Annotated in this window: 1 protein-coding gene; it reads left to right on the top strand. The window is 42.1% G+C overall.

Annotated features, from left to right (window positions below):
* The coding region (locus R7E78_RS28665; RefSeq protein WP_225475029.1) for an FAD-dependent oxidoreductase at window positions 1-322 on the top strand (322 nt) is incomplete at its 5' end.
* Between the last annotated feature and the right edge of the window lie 262 nt (window positions 323-584).

The following is a 584-nucleotide window of genomic DNA, read 5'->3' as shown; positions in this document are numbered from 1 at the left end:
TGGCACCGCTGAACTTGCAGGTTTCGACCCATCCTTGCCACAAAAGCGCAAAAACACGATTGAGATGGTGGTTCGCGATTTGTTCCCTCGCGGCGGTGATTTCAGCCAAGCAGAATTCTGGACCGGATTTCGCCCAATGACGCCAGATGGCACACCAATCATAGGTGCAACGCCATACGACAACCTCTTTACTAATACCGGGCATGGGACGTTAGGGTGGACAATGGCATGTGGTTCTGGGCACTTATTGGCCAATATCATGACAGGTGAAAAAGCGAAAATCATGGAGAACTCAGAGCTCAACTTACTTCGTTACGCGTAAATAATCGCACAAAAATCAAACAGACCTTTATTCCACATACTGCATAGTAGTTAGCATTTTTAACTCATCGAATATGCAGCACATTAAAATGACAACGTGCTGCATATTTAATCAAACCAATTAATTCCCCATCTAATTGCGCACAATAATCAACTAGAACCAAATTTTAACAACATCAAACCATTCTGTGCCCACCATCACGCTATAAACGATTTATAGACAAAAAAGTTAACAATTGCATTACATAAAGGGTAATGTATTG

This window comes from Vibrio sp. YT-19(2023) (genome assembly GCF_033337395.1).
This window is presented reverse-complemented; position numbering and strand designations above follow the sequence as displayed.